At 74.3% G+C, this 14,753-nt stretch carries 12 protein-coding genes; 10 read left to right on the forward strand and 2 right to left on the reverse strand.

All coding sequences use genetic code 11. The annotated features are described in order from the left end of the window. Nucleotides 1–3: 3 nt before the first annotated feature. Genes OOJ91_RS03665 through OOJ91_RS03705 form a run of 9 tightly spaced genes read left to right on the forward strand, consistent with a single transcriptional unit; the run spans nucleotide 4 to nucleotide 9,906 of the window. Nucleotides 4–1,113, forward strand: a complete 1,110-nt coding sequence (locus tag OOJ91_RS03665; RefSeq protein WP_266242423.1) for a beta-ketoacyl synthase N-terminal-like domain-containing protein — start codon at nucleotides 4–6, stop codon at nucleotides 1,111–1,113. Continuing rightward, a complete protein-coding gene (locus OOJ91_RS03670; RefSeq protein WP_266242425.1) occupies nucleotides 1,113–2,231 on the forward strand; it encodes a beta-ketoacyl synthase N-terminal-like domain-containing protein in 1,119 nt (372 codons plus the stop codon). Before OOJ91_RS03665 ends, OOJ91_RS03670 begins: the two co-directional genes overlap by 1 nt. After that, a complete protein-coding gene (locus OOJ91_RS03675; RefSeq protein WP_266242426.1) occupies nucleotides 2,228–3,037 on the forward strand; it encodes an alpha/beta fold hydrolase in 810 nt (269 codons plus the stop codon). Before OOJ91_RS03670 ends, OOJ91_RS03675 begins: the two co-directional genes overlap by 4 nt. After that, the gene (locus OOJ91_RS03680) at nucleotides 3,034–3,942 is read left to right on the forward strand and encodes an acyl-CoA thioesterase (protein WP_266242429.1); all 909 of its coding nucleotides are present in this window, start codon (nucleotides 3,034–3,036) and stop codon (nucleotides 3,940–3,942) included. Before OOJ91_RS03675 ends, OOJ91_RS03680 begins: the two co-directional genes overlap by 4 nt. After that, nucleotides 3,942–4,634 (forward strand): 2-hydroxychromene-2-carboxylate isomerase, encoded by a 693-nt coding sequence (locus OOJ91_RS03685; RefSeq protein ID WP_266242431.1) that lies wholly within the window; start codon nucleotides 3,942–3,944, stop codon nucleotides 4,632–4,634. The genes OOJ91_RS03680 and OOJ91_RS03685 overlap by 1 nt, the downstream gene beginning before the upstream one ends. Beyond that, entirely contained in the window at nucleotides 4,627–5,385 is a 759-nt protein-coding gene (locus OOJ91_RS03690; protein ID WP_266242433.1) for a class II aldolase/adducin family protein, read from the forward strand. The genes OOJ91_RS03685 and OOJ91_RS03690 overlap by 8 nt, the downstream gene beginning before the upstream one ends. 3 nt (nucleotides 5,386–5,388) lie before the next feature. Next, nucleotides 5,389–8,169 carry a cytochrome P450 gene (locus OOJ91_RS03695; RefSeq protein ID WP_266242435.1) on the forward strand — a complete coding sequence of 927 codons (2,781 nt, stop codon included), beginning with the start codon at nucleotides 5,389–5,391 and terminating at the stop codon, nucleotides 8,167–8,169. 4 nt (nucleotides 8,170–8,173) lie between these two features. Then, entirely contained in the window at nucleotides 8,174–9,325 is a 1,152-nt protein-coding gene (locus tag OOJ91_RS03700; protein ID WP_266242438.1) for an LLM class flavin-dependent oxidoreductase, read from the forward strand. Next, nucleotides 9,322–9,906 carry an NAD(P)H-dependent oxidoreductase gene (locus tag OOJ91_RS03705; RefSeq protein WP_266242440.1) on the forward strand — a complete coding sequence of 195 codons (585 nt, stop codon included), beginning with the start codon at nucleotides 9,322–9,324 and terminating at the stop codon, nucleotides 9,904–9,906. Before OOJ91_RS03700 ends, OOJ91_RS03705 begins: the two co-directional genes overlap by 4 nt. Here the strand turns inward: OOJ91_RS03705 and OOJ91_RS03710 are convergent. Together OOJ91_RS03710 and OOJ91_RS03715 are read right to left on the reverse strand one after the other, a co-directional pair. After that, nucleotides 9,893–10,399 carry a hypothetical protein gene (locus OOJ91_RS03710; protein ID WP_266242442.1) on the reverse strand — a complete coding sequence of 169 codons (507 nt, stop codon included), beginning with the start codon at nucleotides 10,397–10,399 and terminating at the stop codon, nucleotides 9,893–9,895. The genes OOJ91_RS03705 and OOJ91_RS03710 overlap by 14 nt on opposite strands. A gap of 201 nt (nucleotides 10,400–10,600) precedes the next feature. Continuing rightward, on the reverse strand, nucleotides 10,601–13,399 hold the full coding sequence (locus tag OOJ91_RS03715; protein ID WP_266242444.1) for a helix-turn-helix transcriptional regulator: 2,799 nt from the start codon (nucleotides 13,397–13,399) through the stop codon (nucleotides 10,601–10,603). 569 nt (nucleotides 13,400–13,968) lie between these two features. Between OOJ91_RS03715 and OOJ91_RS03720 the strand changes: the two genes are divergently transcribed. Beyond that, on the forward strand, nucleotides 13,969–14,646 hold the full coding sequence (locus tag OOJ91_RS03720; protein WP_266242447.1) for a hypothetical protein: 678 nt from the start codon (nucleotides 13,969–13,971) through the stop codon (nucleotides 14,644–14,646). Nucleotides 14,647–14,753 lie beyond the last annotated feature (107 nt).

A 14,753-nucleotide genomic window follows, 5' to 3' on the forward strand; every position in this document is an offset into this window, starting at 1 on the left:
GACATGTCCGCGACCATCACCGCCACCGCGGTCCGTACCTGCTTCGGCGACGGCGCGGCCACAGTCGCGGCCCTGCTGCGGGGCGCGTGCGGCGTCGCCGGGCTGCGCAGGTCGGACCCGGCCCGGGTGGGGGTCGGTCATGGCTACCCGATCGACGACGACAGGCCGTTCGGCCCGAGCCGCTGGCTGAGCGACTGCGTGGCCGAGGCCCTCGCCGCCGCCGACCTCGACCCACGTCGACAGCGGGTGGTCAGTCTCGTCGGCACCGGGCTGCGCGAGTCGGCCGAGGTGGAACGGGCGGCCCTCGCCGGCTCGGTGGACTTCCCCGCCGAGCGGCTGCACTTCGCCGACGCCGTCGCCGGCGCGGCGCCAGGTGTGCAGCGGGTGGTCACCCTTGCCAACGCGTGCAGCGCCGGCGGTTCCGCCCTCGCCCTGGCGCAGGACCTGGTGGAGACCGGCGAGGCGGACGCCGTGCTTGTCGGCGGCACCGACGGCAGCAGCGCCTCCATGCTGGCGATGATCGGCCGGGTGGCCAGCCGCCCGACCAGCCGGGTGCAGCCCTTCGACGCCGACCGGGCCGGCGTGCTGCTCGGCGACGGCGCGGCAGTCCTGGTGGTCCAGCCGGAACGACCCGACGGGCTGGCCCGGCTGCTCGCCACAGGGCTGTCCTGCGACGCCGGGCACGAGACGGCACCCGACCCGGCGGGCATCCTGCGGGCGGTCCACGACGCCCACCACCGCGCCGACCGCCGGCCCGACCAGGTCGACCTGGTGCTGGCGCACGGCACCGGCACGACGCTCAACGACGAGACCGAGGCGCGCGTCATCGCCCAGGTGTTCGCCGGTTGCGAGCCCGGCCCCCTGGTCACCGCCCTGAAGGGCGCCGTGGGCCACACGTCGGGAGGGTCGGCGCTGCTCAGCGTCGCAGTCGCCGTCGAGATCCTGCGCGCCGGCCGGGTGCCGCCGGTGGTCGGGCTGACCCGGCCGGCGCCCGAGGCGGCCACGCTGCGGCTGGTCCGCGACGAGGCCGTACGGGCCGACGTGCGGGTGGCGCAGGTGGACGCGTTCGGCTTCGGCGGTCTCAACGCCGTCACCCTCCTGGAGGCGCTGTAATGGCCGGCCGCGTCCACGCCGGACACCTCGCGGCGACACCGGACCGCACCGTGCCGCCGGCCGCGTCCCGCCGTCCGGGCGAGGTGACCCGCCCGGGTCGGTCCGCGGCGGACGACCCGACCGCGACCGATCCGTGTCGCACCGCCGGGGCCGACCCGGATCGCCCGGTGGCAGCCGTCCTCGCGGCGGCACTGCACCTGCCGGGACTCGACAGGCGCGGAGTCGACGGGCGCGGACTCGACGGGCGTGGAGTCGACGGGCGCGGACTCGACGGGCGTGGAGTCGACGGGCGCGGAGTCGACGGGCCGGCCGGTGTCGCCGGGGCGTGGACCGCCGACGAGGAACCCGACTGCCCGCCGGAGCGTGCCGCCGACCTGCTCGGCCGCAAGGGTCTGCTGGCCAAGGAGCCGGCCACCCGGCTCGCCCTCTGCGCCGTGCACCGGGCGCTGGGCCTCGCGCCGAAGGCGCCCCGCCCGAGCGGGCCCGCGGATCCGCGTACCGCAGTGGTGGTCAGCTCCAACCTGGGCAACGTCGCCACCGTCGGCGACATCGCCCGCCGGCTGCGTGAAGGCGGCCCGCGCGAGGTCGGCCCGCTGGAGGCGCCGAACGCGTCAAGCAACGTCATCGCCGGCGCGGTCGCCATCTGGTTCCGCTTCGGCGGACCCAACCTCACCGTCTGCTCCGGGGCCACCGCCGGCCTGGACGCGATCTGGCTCGCCTGCCTGCTGCTACGCGCCGGCCGCGCCGACCGGGTCGTCGTGGTCGGCGCCGAACCGGACGACCCGCAGGCCCAGGCCCTGCACTCCGCCCGGGACGGCGCCACCGCCGGTGTGCCGCTGCGCGCCGGGGCGGCCTGCCTGCTGCTCGGCCGGGCCGACGCCGCGCCGCACCCGTTGGCCCTGCTGGGACCGGTCCGGGCGGGCGTGCCCGTCGACGGCGCACCGCGCGGCCCGCTTGTCGACGAGGCCGCCGTGGCGGCTGACCACTACGGCGCCGCAGGCGTCGTGCACACGGCGCTTGCCGTACGCCTGGTCGGCGCCACCCCGACCGTCACGGTCCGCTGCGGCGATGCCGTCGACGGCGTGCGCGAACTCGACGTCCGGGCGGCGCGGCGATGAACGGCACGCCACCCCCGGTCGCCGTGCACCGGCTCGCCGGCCCGGACACCGGGACGCCCACCGTGCTGCTCGCGCACGGCATGTCCGACACCTGGCGCAGTTGGCGGCCCCTGGCCCAGCGGCTGCCCACCGGCTGGCGGCTGCTCGCGGCCGAGCTGCCCTGGAAGGCCGGCACCGACCACCGCTGGCGGCGTCGGGGCACCCCCGGCGCCTGGCTCGCCGCCGCCGTCCGCGCCCTGGCCACGCCACCGGACGTCGTGGTCGGCCACTCGCTCGGCGCGAACGCGGTGCTGGAGATGCTCGCCACCGAACCGGACGTCGCGCCGCGCGCGGCGATGCTCATCGCGCCGTTCTACTGCCCGCCCGACCTGTCGATCACCTGGGCCGTGCACGAGCGGGCGCAGGCCAACTTCGTGCAGATCATCGACGAGGGGCTGCGCCACCGTCTCGGCTCCCGCCTGGCCGACCTGGACCCGGAGACCCTGGCCGCGATGCGCGACATCATGGTGGACCGGATCGGACCGGTCGGCTTCACCACGCTGTTCGACCACTTCACCGCGACCGCCGGCCTGCCGCTGCACGCGGTGACCGTGCCGACCATGGTCCTCACCGGTGGCCGCGACCCCGGCCTCGACGGCCCGCGCGTCGGCGCGCTGCGGGCCGAACTGCCCGACGCGCACGTCGTCGTGGAGCCGGACTTCCACCACTTCTGTCATCTCGACCGGGCGGCCGAGGTGGCCCGACACGTCGCGGGCTTCGTCGAGAAGGTCTGCCCCGATCCCGCGATCCGAGGAGGTACGCCGTGACCACGGCTGTGGAGAACGCATCAGTGACGCTGTCCGCCCGACCCGGGTTCGAGGGCGCGAACATCCGCACCTGGATCGGGTTCAAACACTTCGCGTACCTGGTGGACGAGGGCGTGCTGCAGTGGTTCCGGGAGCGGGGCCACGGCCCCGGCCGGCTCTACCACGAGCACGGGGTGGGGCTGTCGATCCGGGACTGCTCGCTGCTGCTGCCCGCCGTCCTCGACGTCGACGACACCGCGACTGTGGTGGCGACCCCCGCCGCCAACGGACGGTTCGCGGTGCGGATGGGCGTACGCCGCGACGCCGACGTCACCGTGTGCCGGGCCCGGGTGCGGGTGGCCCTGGTGCGGGAGGCGGACGTACCGCAGGCGACGCCGCTGCCGGTGGAGCTGGCGGGCCTCGCGGAGGAGCCGGCCCTCGGCGAGCCTGGGCCGGCGGTGGGCGATGACCCGGTCGACTCGTTGCGCGCCGCCGGCGCGGGCTTCGTGTGGCCGTGGCGGGTGCCCTACTTCTACTGCCAGTACTCGCAGCGGATGCAGCACTCCGGGTACGTCCGGCTGCTGGAGGAGGTGGTGGACCGCTACCTCGCCGACCGGGGCGTGTCGGTGGGCCGGATGCTGCGTGAGCGGGGCTGGATCCCGGTGGTCTCCCGCGCCCGCATCGAGGTGCTCGGCGACGCCCACCTCGACGAGCAGATGTGGGTCAGCTTCACCGTCACCGACGTGCTCAAGGACGTCACGTACGACGCGCGCATGGACTGCCACGTCGTCCGCGACGGCCGCCTGGTCCGAGTGGCGACGGCAGGCATCCTGCACGGGTACGCCGTCAGCCGCGGCCCCGAGGCGGGCCGGCTCGCCACCCTCGACGAGGACACCGTGGCGGCGCTGACCGGCGGGCAGCGGTGATGGCCGCCAAGCAGCCCCGGCTGTACTTCTCCTTCCGCAGCCCGTACAGCTGGCTGGCCGTGGAGCGGCTGACCCGGGCGCTGGGCCGGCCGCAGGAGACGCTTGAGTTCATCCCCTACTGGGATCCGGACGCGCGGACCGAGGCGGCGTTGACAGCCCGCGGCGGCACCTTCCACTACGTGCAGATGAGCAAGCCAAAGCACCTGTACCTGCTCCAGGACGCCAAGCGCCAGGCCCAGCGGCTGGGCCTGGCGATGCGCTGGCCGATCGACATCGACCCCTGGTGGGAGGTCCCGCACCTGGGCTGGCTGGCCGCCCGGGAACAGGGCGCGGGGGAGGCGTTCTACCGGGAGGTGATCGCCGCCCGCTGGCAGCGCGGCGAGGACGTGTGCACCCCGCGGGTGATCTCCGAGGTGGCCGAGCGGGCCGGGGTGGACCCGGCGGTGGTGCTCGGCGCGGTGGACGACGAGACGGTCCGGGCCGCCGGGGCGCACTGCCTGCTGCGGGCGTACGAGGAGGACATCTTCGGCATCCCCTACCTGCGGCTGGGCCCGCACCGGTTCTGGGGCGTGGACCGGGTCGACGACTTCCTCGCCGCGTACGCCCAACGGACCGGCACGCCCGTCGCGCCCCCGGCGGTGCCGGCGGGCGTGGGCGGGTACGACACCGACACCGGAGGCGGCTGTGGCTGAGCGACGAAACCCCGAGCAGGAGCGTGCCCACCGCCGTCGGCAGTTGGTCCTCACGCTGCGCGCCTTCGCCCTCGCGGGATTCGATGAGGGCGCGGGTGGCCACGTCACGGCCCGGGATCCGATCGACCCGGACACCTTCTGGATCAACCCGTTCGGCAGGCACTTCGCCCACGTGCGCGACGACGACCTGCTGCGCGTCGACCACACCGGCGACGTGGTCGACGGCGCCGGCCGGATCAACCCCGCCGGGTACGCCATCCACTCGGCCATCCACAAGGCCCGACCGGATGTGGTGGCCGCCGCGCACACCCACTCGATCAACGGTCGGGCGTTCTCGGCGCTCGACCGGCCGCTCGCGCCGATCACCCAGGACGCGTGCGCCTTCTTCGAGGACCACGAGGTCCACGACGAGTACGGCGGCGTCGTCCTCGACGGCGCGGAGGGCGACCGCATCGCGGCGACGCTGGGCACCGGCAAGGCAGTCGTCCTGCGCAACCACGGGCTGCTCACGGTCGGCGGCTCGGTGGCCGAGGCGGCGTGGTGGTTCCTGGCGATGGACCGCTGCTGCCAGGTGCAGTTGCTCGCCCAGGCGGCGGGCGACCTGGTGGTGATCCCCGCCGACGCGGCCCGGGCCGCGCGGGCGGACATCGGCACCGCGCAGATCGCCCGACTGAACTTCCGGCCGGTCGCGGAGCACGTCCTGGCCGTCAGCCCCGACCTCACGCACGGCACGACGCCCAGACAGGAGTGACGAGTGGCCGAGCTGCTGAAGACGATGGTCCGGGACCGGGCCGGCGACGTCGCGCTGACCGACGAGCGGACCACCCGGACGTGGGCGGAGCTGGACCGGTCGGTGGACCGGTGGATCGGTGTGCTGCGCGGGGCCGGCCTGGACGTCGGTGACCGGGTGGCGTTCGTGCTCGGCAACCGGCACGAGACCTTCGAGGCGCTGCTCGCCTGCGTGCACGCGGGACTTGTGGCGGTGCCCGTCAACTGGCACCTCACCGCGCCGGAGATCGCCCACATCCTGGCCGACTGCGGCGCCCGGGCGGTGCTCACCGAGGCGGCGTACGCGCCGGCGGTGCGCGACGCGGTGGCGCGTACACCGGACGGCCCCGACCTGCTGGTGACAGTCGACGGCGGGGACGGGTGCACGGCGGTGGACGACCTGCCGGCGGGCCCGCCCGTCGCGGCGCTCTCCGGTGGTGTGCTGCTCTACACCTCGGGCACCAGCGGACGCCCCAAGGGCGTGGTCAACCCGCTGCTCAAGGTCGGCGCGCCGATCGATCGGGTGGCCGCCACCACCGAGGCGCTCGGCGGGGGGCTGGGCATCCCGACGCAGGGGCAGGCGTTGCTTGTCGGTCCCTGGTACCACTCGGCGCAGTTGTTCTTCGCCCAGTTCCCGCTGCTGCGCGGCTGTGGGCTGGTGCTGCGCCGCGGGTTCGACCCGGTCGAGGTGCTGCGGGTGATCGACGACGAGAAGATCACGATCAGTCATCTGGTGCCGACCCAGTTCATCCGCCTGCTCCGGGTCGACGCGGCGACCCGGGCGGCGTTCTCCGGCGCCAGCCTGGCCCGGATCTGGCACGGCGGGGGCCCCTGTCCGCCGGAGACCAAGCGGGCGATGATCGAATGGTGGGGGCCGGTGTTCGTGGAGTACTACGCCGCGACCGAGGCCGGCATCGTCACCCTCGCCGACTCGCACACCTGGCTGGCCCGGCCGGGCACTGTGGGCCGGCCGGCGCCGCCGACCGAGGTGGTGGTGGTCGACGACGAGGGCCGGCCGGTGCCCGCCGGGCAGGAGGGCCGGGTGGCCGTGCGGCGGCCCCCGGGCCGGGGTTTCCACTACCACAACGCCCCGGAGCAGACCGAGCAGGCGCACGTCGCCCCGGACACCTTCACCGTCGGCGACCTGGGCCACCTGGACGCCGACGGCTACCTGTTCCTCACCGGCCGCTCGGCGGAGCTGATCGTCACCGGCGGCGTCAACGTCTATCCCGCCGAGGTGGAGGCGGTGCTGTCGACGCACCCCGCGGTGCAGGACAGCGTGGTCATCGGTGTGCCGGACGAGGAGTTCGGCGAGCAGGTCCGGGCGGTGGTGCAACTCGACCCGGCGTGGCAGGCCCGGGGCGTCGAGCAGGTCCTCGACGCGCACTGCCGGACCAGCCTGGCAGGCTTCAAGGTGCCGCGCTCGTACGAGGTGGTCGACCGGATCCCCCGCGAGCCCACCGGCAAGCTGCCCCGCGGGGCGTTGCGGGACCGCTACCGGCCGGCCTCGGTGTCGCCGGGTCTGCTCGCCGACCCGGCGAGCTACCTGAGCGGCGTGCCGCACGACGAGTTCGCCCGTCGCCGGCGGGACGCGCCGGTGGCGTGGGTCGAGGAGGTCGAGCTGACCCGTACCGACCAGGACCGTTCGGTGCGGTCCCGGGGCCGGGGTTTTTGGGCCGTCACCCGCCACGCCGCGGTGTCCGAGGTGTCCCGTGACGCGGCGACGTTCTCGTCGGCGGCCGGCGGGGCGTTCCTCGCCGACCCCCGGACACCTGAGGATCTGCACCGCAACCGGCAGCTTCTGATCAACATGGACGCCCCGGAGCACGCCTGGGTGCGGCGGCTGGTGGCGGGGGCGTTCACGCCCCGCGCGGTGGGCCGGCTGGGCGAGCTGGTGACCCGGCACGCCGAGGAGGTGGTCGCCCGGGCGGTGGCCGCGCGCGACATCGACGTGGTGGCGGACCTCGCGGCCGAGCTGCCGCTGCTCGTCCTCACCGACCTGCTCGGCGTGCCACGGGAGGACCGCCGGTTGCTGTTCGACTGGAGCAACAACCTGGTCGGGTTCGACGATCCCCGCTACGGCGGCGGCAGCGTGCAGCGCTACCGGGACACCTTCGCGGCGGCGTTCTCCTACGTCCGGGAGCTGGCGGCCCAGCGACGGGCCGCGCCCACCGACGACCTGCTCAGCCTCCTCGTGCACGCCGAGGCCGACGGTCGGGGCCTGACCGACGCGCAGCTGTGCCAGTTGTGGCTGCTGCTTGTCATCGCCGGCAACGAGACCACCCGGCACCTGATCTCCAACGGGGTGCAGGCGTTGCTGGAGCACCCCGAGCAGCGGGACCGGCTGATCGCCGAGCCCGACCTGACCGCGAGCGCGGTCGAGGAGCTGCTGCGCTGGGTCACGCCGATCATGCAGTTCCGGCGTACCGCCACCCGCGACACAGTCCTCGACGGCACCCGCATCGCCGCCGGGGACAAGGTCGTCATCTACTACGCCTCGGCCAACCGGGACCCGGCCGCGTTCACCGACCCCGATCGGCTGGACCTCGCCCGCGATCCGAACCCGCACCTGGCGTTCGGTGTCGGCCCGCACTTCTGCCTGGGCGCGCACCTGGCCCGGCTGGAGATGGCGGCCTTCCTCACCGCGATCCGTCCGCAGCTGGCCCGGCTCCGACTGACCGGGCCGGTACTCCGGATGCGGACCAACTTCATGAACGCCGTCACCGCGATGCCCGCGCGCTTCGACGTCGCGCCGGAAGGGGAGTGACCCCATGCCACTGGACCTGCACTGGTTCCTGCCGACGCACGGAGACGGCCGTGACCTGGCCGAGCCTGCCCGCGGTCGCGGGGCCCGGCCGGCCCGGATCACCCGTCGCCCGCCGGACATCGGCTATCTGGCGCAGGTGGCGCGCGCCGCCGACCGGTTGGGTTTCGCAAGTGTGCTCACGCCCGCCGGGCTGTTCTGCGAGGACCCGTGGGTGGTGGCGTCCGCGCTCGCCGCGCAGACCGAACGACTGAAGTTCATGATCGCGTTACGGCCGGGGCTGGCCTCGCCCACGCTCGTCGCCCAGATGGCCGCGTCGCTGCAACGCGTCTCGGGGGGCCGGGTGCTGCTCAACATCGTGGCCGGCAGCGATCCGGACGAGCAGCGCCGCTACGGCGACTGGCTGGACCACGACGCCCGATACGCCCGCGCCGAGGAGTTCCTCACCATCCTGGGTGGACTGTGGGCCGGCGAACCGGTCGACCACAGCGGCGAGCACTACCGGGTGAAGGCCGCTCTGCTGGCCCGGCCGCCGGCCACCGCGCCGGCCGTGTTCCTGGGCGGATCCTCGCCGGCGGCGCAGCGGGCGGCCGCCCGGCACGCGGACGTGTATCTGGCCTGGGGTGAGACGCCTGCCCAGCTCGGCGAGCTGCTGGGTCGAGCACGCGACCAGGCGGCGGAGGTCGGCCGCACACTGCGCACCGGGAGTCGGCTGCACGTGATCACCAGGGACACCGCGCGGGAGGCGTGGGCGGAGGCGGACCGGCTCCTGGCCGGCGTCGACGAGGCGCGGATCGCCGCCGCTCGGCAGCGCTTCGGCCGTACCGACTCGGAGGGCCAGCGGCGGGCGGCGGCGCTGCACGCCGACGGCAACGCCCGGATGGAGGTGTACCCGAACGTCTGGGCGGGCTACTCGCTGATCCGGCCCGGCGCCGGCGCGGCGCTGGTGGGCAGCCACGAGGAGGTCGCCGAGCGGATCGCCGAGTACCACGCCGCCGGGGTGGACCATCTGATCCTGTCCGGGCAGCCGCACCTCGAAGAGGCGTACTGGTTCGGCGAGGGAGTGGTGCCGCTGCTGCGCCACGACGGGCTCCTCGATCCCGCGACCGACGCGCACGCCGGCCCTCGCCGGACCCCGGAGCTGGCGGTGGGCCGATGACCCGGCCCGCCGCGGAGTTGCCGATGACCGCGCTGATCGGCAACCCCAAACCCCATTCCCGTACGCGGACAGTCGCGCTTGCCACCGCGGCGGCCCTGCACTCCCGACTGACCCACTGCCCGACCCCGGTCGCGGCGCCCACGGTGATCGACCTGGCCGAGCTGACGGCCGAGCTGGTCGGTCAGGGCAGCCGGCCGGAGACCCTCGACGAGGTGCTGGAGGCGGTACGCCGGCCCGGGTTGCTGCTGGTTGCCAGCCCCACGTTCAAGGCGGCGTACAGCGGCCTGTTGAAGCTCTTCGTCGACGTGCTGCCCCGGGGCGCGCTCACCGGGGTGGTGGCGCTGCCGTTGATGACCGCCGCCCGGTCCGGTCACCGGCACGTCGTGGACACCTACCTGGGCGCCCTGCTGGCCGAGGTGGGCGCGTGCGTGCCCACGGCCGGCCTGTGCCTGCTGGAGCGCGAGTTCGACACGGCGGAGGTCGGCATCGGGCGCTGGCTGGACCGGGCGGCGCCGGCGGTGGTGGATGCCCTCGCCGTGGTGCCCGGCGTGCCGGCCGAGCCCGGAGTCAGCCGGCGTTGACCTCGGTGTCGTGCTTGCGGCGCATACGGCTGATCCAGCCCTGTGCCGTGTGCACCGGGACGTCGAAGTGCTCGGCGACGCGGCTGATCGTGCCGACCTGCTCGTAGACTGCCTCCAGGTCCGCCGGGTCGGGCGCCCGGCGGTACGCGCGACCGGCCTTGAGCCGGCTGAGCCGGTCCGGCTCGCCGGCGCGGCGTGCCGGTCGAGGCGGCTGCGGCCGGGGCGCGGTGGCGGTGGTCGCGGGGACCGGCCCGACAGTCACGGCCGGACGGGGTGCGACCTCGGCGCGACTTCTGTCCCGGTCCTGTGGGGGGATGAAGGCGCGCAGCAGGGCATCGAAGTCGACGTACGGCAGCTCTCCGGTCAGACCGGCGCTCTGCGGCGCGCGGACGGTCAACTCCCGCACGACCGGGTGGCCGTTGCCGGTCTCCAGACGCACGACGGTCTGGGCCACCGGGCCAGTGATCTCCTCACCGTCGTCCTCAACGGGCACGATGGTGATGATGTATTGACTCACGACGATGCCTTTCCTGCGCATCTCCGGGCGAGCCAGTGCGGCTTCCGGCCCCCCGGTCAACCCTGTCGGGTTTGACCTGTGGTGGGAGACAAGATATCAGATTCCCGCAGGCAGAAGGCGAGATATCCGACACTCGCCACGGGACGCCTATCCTTCATCTCCGTTTGATTGTGGGCATCAACGATCAAATCGGGCTCTCCGGGTCGCAGACCCGCGATCCTCTGTCGAGGTTCGCGGGTCGACAGCCCGGGACACCAGCAACGCGGCCAGCCCGGCCCGTGACGACACCCCCGTCTTGCGGAAGATGCGGGTCAGGTGAGCCTCCACCGTCTTGACTGTCACGTACACCTGGTCCGCCGCCTCGGCGTTGCTCGCGCCGGCCGCCACCAGCCGGGCGATGTCCCACTCCCGCCGCGTCAGGGTCAGCTCCCCGCCCGCCGCCGCGGCCGGCAGACGGCCCGCGGCCCCGGCGGCGCGGCTCTGCTCGCCTGCCACCGAGCGTCGCAGCGGCGGGGAGTCGACAAGCTCCGCGATGCGGCGGGTCTCGGCGAGTTCGACCTCCGCCGCCGACCACTCCCGGGCCTCGCACAGAGCGCGCGCCCGCACCAACCGCGCCGACGCCTCCTCCAGTCTCCACCCCAGACTCGCGAACGAGTCCGCCGCCGCGGCGGCCAGCTCCGCGGCACAGCGCGGATCGACCTCCAGGGTCAGCCGCGCCCGGGTGGTCCGGGTCAACGCGCTCTGCCCCCGCAGCCCCAACCGCTCGGCGTACCCCTCCGCCACTGCCAACCAGCGCGCGGCCTCGTCGCACCGACCGGCCTTGTGGGCCATCTCGGCCAGGGCCGAGGCCCAGCAGGCCCGGTTGGTCACCTCGACCTGGTCGAGACCGTCACCGCCGCAGGCGCGCAGCAACGTCGACGTCGAGCCGGCCCGGTCCCCGGCGAGGAACCGCAGACGCACCGACACCCGCTGACTCGCCCCGTCGTACCAGTTCTCGCGGCGGGTGCCGGCGTCCAGCACGGCGGCGTCGGCCAGGTGGCGGGCCGCCGCCGGGCCGCTGCGCCACGCCACCGCGATGGCCCGGTACGCCCGTGCCAGCGCCACCATCGGGTCGATGCCCATGGCGACGGCCACCTCCTCGGCGTCCTCACCCTCGATCCGGGCCCGGTCCAGGCTGCCCAGTCGGGCGGTCACCGCGCTCCGGCCGAGCAGCAGCCAGGGGGTCAGCGCCACGAGACCCGCGCGGCAGCAGATGTCCAGCGCACGGTCGAAGTGGTGCAGGGCCGAGCGCTCCCGCTCGTGGAAGTACTCGGCCCAACCCAGCAGGGCCAACAGGTCCGGATACCGAGCGAGGTCGGTGTCGGCGAACGCGTCCACCTCGGACGACGCCCGGTCCAGCGTCTCCTGCACCCGGATCCCGCAGTCGGTGTACGCGGCCACGAACGACTGCACCACCGCCGCTGTGGTCGCGCAGACCGCCGAGCCGGTGCGCTCGGCCAACGCGCTCAGAGTCCGGGCGTGCTCCGCCGTGTCCGGCGCTCCGCAGAGGGCGCCGGCGATCGCCGCCTCGACTGTCAGCAGGAACCCACCGTGCGGCTCCTCCGGCCCGTCCCGGTACGGCAGCAGCAGCGCGTACGCGTCGAACGGGCGGCCCAGCAACCGCTCCACCCGCGCCCGTGCGGCAACCGCCCGCAGCCGCTGGTCGCGGGTGGCGAGCGGACGGCGGGTCAGCTCCTGGAGCAGGGTGCGGGCCTGGCGCAGTTGACCCGCGCCGACAAGCGCGTCAGCCATCGCGAACTCCAGCCGCGTACGGCGTGGCTCGGTGACCTCGGCGGCGGGCAGCAGCCGCTGGACGTTTGTCATCCACCGGATCGCGGCGAGCCGGGGCACGAGACCGCTCTCCGCGGCCTCGATGAGCGCGTCGGCGGTCGCCGGTTCGGCGCACTGCCCGCTCGCCGACAGGTGCTCGGCGTACCGGCTGACCGGATGCCCCAGCTCGCGCAGCACGCGGGCCGCCGTCGCGTGCAGGCGTCGCCGTCGGCCGGGGGACAGCGCGCGGTACACCACCGTGCGGTCCACCTCGTGGCGGAACCGCAGCGTCGACGCCTCGGTGGGGTCGGTCCGCAGCAGGTCCGCGGCCACCAGCGCGTCGAGCAGGTCGCTGGTGACCTCCGGGCCACGATCGGCGAGCGCCGCGGCGAGCGCGGGCTCGAATCCGTCCGGGCGCACCGAGACGGCCTCCAGCATCTCCCGCTGCTCGTCGGTGAGCGCGTCGAGGTCGAGCTGGACCGCGCCCGTGACATCGACGGGCAGCTCGGCGGGCAGGCCACGCAGGGCGGCGACCGGGCCGTCCAGGGCGCCCGGGCGATAGGCCAGGACGTAGCGGGGCACGCCGCCGGAGAGCACGTGGACCCGCTGCGCCGCGCGTCCCTCCGTCAGGCCGAGCAGCGTGGCGACGCTGGCCCGGTCCAACGGTGTCAGGGTGACCGCCCGCCGGCTCAGGTAGGTGCCCGCGGCGAGCGCGGTGGTCACGCGCGAGGGCATCTGCCGCGGCCGGTACGCGCTGACCCACAGCAGACCCGGGGGCGGGGCCTGCGCGAGCCGACGCAGCAGCGTGGCCGTCTCGGGTGACGCGCTGTGCAGGTCGTCCAGGAGCAGCAGCGGCGGCCCACCGGCGCGTACCGCAGCGCAGGACTCGTCCGTCAGCGCGGTGATCACCTGCCCGACCTGCTGGCCGTCGCGGCCGGCCGCGGCGAGCACCGGCACCCCGGCTCGTCGGGCTCGCGCGGCGACCTCACGCAGCAGCCGCGTCTTGCCGGTGCCGGGGTCACCCACGAACTCGATCATTGCGGGTTGGCCGTCGCGGACCCCGGCCAGGGCGCGGTCGAACAGGTCGAGCGCACAGTTACGCCCGACCAGGGGGTCGAGAGGGTCGCCCGACGGTGGCGGGGCGAACTCCTCCTCGCTGATGTTCATCGGCCCCCCACGACGGACATCCGCGCGGCGCGGCCCATCGGCGTACGCCATCGGGTCGGACGCCTGTTGTGCGGTGCGCCGACGGCCTGACGGCCTGGTCGGACGCGGTGGTGCGGCGCGCGTTGGCCCAGCTTCAACTGCCACCCCCAGGATCTGTCCCGTTCGGGCCTCTCGGCGTGCCCGATACCGGCGGTGCCAATTGCCGGCGCTCGGGCGAGCGGCAGATGCAACTCTAGGTCCGCGTGCCAAGAACTGCGATGGCGGGACAGGTTGGTCCTATCGCCGAAGAGAGCAAATGTTGATGCCCATAAACCGAAATAGCGGACTTGGTTCTTGACACAGCGCACACTGGCGGTTGCGGTGAGTTCACGACAATGTGGGGTTTCCCCTACTGTCGCATCGTTCCCCGTCGCTTAATGTCGACCCCGGCGGTGCGACGCCTTCTGGGGGGACTTCGGATGACCGTTCATTATCGATCCTATCTGGACAATTCGTCAGATGCGGAGGTGATGCCGAGCGAGTCGGAACGATGGCACGCATTTCAGTGTCTTTTGCCGCCACGCGCCGCAGTGGCCGACGCGTTCCTCACCCGGGGCATCAGCCCGCTGCTGCACGGCCTTCAGGCCACCGGCGAGCTGTCCGCCTGGTCGTTCACCCGGCAGTCGCCACGGGTGGTCTGTCTGCACCTGCTCGGCAGCGCGCCTCGACTGCTGGCGGCGCGACTGGCGGGGCTCTGCGCGGCGGTCGGGGCGGAGGGGCCCGTGCACGTGCCGCACCTCGCCGCTCCGCCGGCGCGCGATCCACGGCTCGTCGACGTGGCGGTCGACCTGATCGGGATGACCCCGGGGCGGCAGGCCCGTCTCGGCGCCGCCGTGGACCTGGCGATGGTGGCGGCCATGCGCAGCTGCCCCGCCCTGCGTGGCGACAGCGAGTTCGTCACGTCCGAGGCCGCGCTGCCGAGCGTGCGCTGGCGGCGGATCGCCACCGCACTCAAGACCGAACGTCACCCGCTGACCTGCTGGTCACACCTGCTGGAGGCGTTCCGCCGCGCACCCGGCTACGAGAGCACGATGACGTTCGACCTGGTGCACCTGCTGCACAATCAGCTCGGGCTCAGCACCCGTGACGAGCAGCGGGTGCACGCCGGCCTGATCCGTTCGCTGTCGCGGCGTCGGGCCGGCGCGCGCCGGTCGCCCCGCTCGCACCTGAGCGTTCCGCATCCCGGGCCGGTCCGTCCGAAGAGGTGACCGGCACGCGCGGCGCCCCGCCGACAGGTGAGGAATCGACGTGGTCGCGCAGCGGCTGCGGGTCGCCGCAGCGCGACCTGCCGCCCGGCGGCCACGTGCCGCCGATC

Origin of the sequence: Micromonospora lupini, from assembly GCF_026342015.1 — a bacterium.
Taxonomy (GTDB): domain Bacteria; phylum Actinomycetota; class Actinomycetes; order Mycobacteriales; family Micromonosporaceae; genus Micromonospora; species Micromonospora lupini_B.